General features: G+C 67.0%; 1 protein-coding gene. It reads left to right on the plus strand.

Annotated elements, in window-relative coordinates; all coding sequences use genetic code 11:
* Positions 1-449, plus strand: a 449-nt coding sequence (locus BIV23_RS44935) for an acyltransferase domain-containing protein (RefSeq protein ID WP_143079276.1), incomplete at both ends; no start/stop codon positions are given.

Below are 449 nucleotides of genomic sequence, written 5' to 3' on the forward strand. Positions count from 1 at the left end.
GGTGGCATGGCTTCGGTCGCGCTGAGCGAGGTAGAGGTAGTTGCCCGCCTGGAGCGCTGGTCGGACCGGGTCGAGGTCGCGGCGGTCAACGGTCCGAACTCCGTGGTGATCGCCGGTGATGCGCAGGCGTTGGACGAGGCGCTGGAAGCTCTTTCGGCTGAGGGTGTTCGGGTGCGTCGGGTGGCGGTGGACTACGCGTCGCACACCCGTCATGTGGAGGACATCCGTGACGCTCTCGGCGAGGTGCTGGCCGGTATCGATGCCCAGGTGCCGCTGGTGCCGTTCTATTCGACGGTCACCGGGGGCTGGGTGGAGGCTGCCGGGGTTCTGGACGGTGGTTACTGGTATCGGAATCTGCGGGGGCAGGTCGGTTTCGGTCCTGCCGTGGCGGATCTCCTCGGTCAGGGTCACAGGGTGTTCGTGGAGGTGAGTGCGCATCCGGTGCTGGT

The organism is Streptomyces monashensis, from assembly GCF_001866665.1.
Lineage (GTDB): Bacteria > Actinomycetota > Actinomycetes > Streptomycetales > Streptomycetaceae > Streptomyces > Streptomyces monashensis.